At 58.5% G+C, this 318-nt stretch carries 2 protein-coding genes; one reads left to right on the top strand and one right to left on the bottom strand.

Going from position 1 to position 318, the window contains the following annotated elements:
* The coding region (locus ACM2FC_RS23655; RefSeq protein ID WP_498483479.1) for a hypothetical protein at nucleotides 1–244 on the bottom strand (244 nt) is incomplete at its 3' end.
* On the opposite strand from ACM2FC_RS23655, the gene ACM2FC_RS23650 reads away from it, so the two are divergent.
* Nucleotides 184–318: phosphopantetheine-binding protein (locus ACM2FC_RS23650; RefSeq protein WP_498483478.1), on the top strand; the 135-nt coding region annotated here is incomplete at its 3' end. The genes ACM2FC_RS23655 and ACM2FC_RS23650 overlap by 61 nt on opposite strands.

Here is a 318-nt window from a genome sequence, read left to right as displayed (position 1 = left end):
GCGTATGTGGTGATGCGTGACGGGCAGAGCCTGGAGGAGAGAGGGCAGGTTGACGCGCTGCGTTGCGCGCTCCATGAGACGTTGCCGGAGTACATGGTGCCCGCAACCTTTGTGGTGCTGGCGTCGTTGCCGCTGACAATAAATGGCAAGTTAGACCGTCAGGCGTTGCCCGAGCCGGAGTGGGTGGATGACCTTGGTTATGTGGAGCCGCGTACAGAGTTGGAGGTGCAGCTGTGTGAGACATGGCAAGCGGTACTGGGTCTTGAGCGAGTGGGGATAGAAGATAACTTCTTCCGCATCGGTGGGGATTCTATTGTC

Source organism: Vibrio sp. A37, assembly GCF_059777565.1.
The sequence above is the reverse complement of the archived record's forward strand: the minus strand, read 5'-3'. Positions and strand labels throughout refer to the sequence as shown.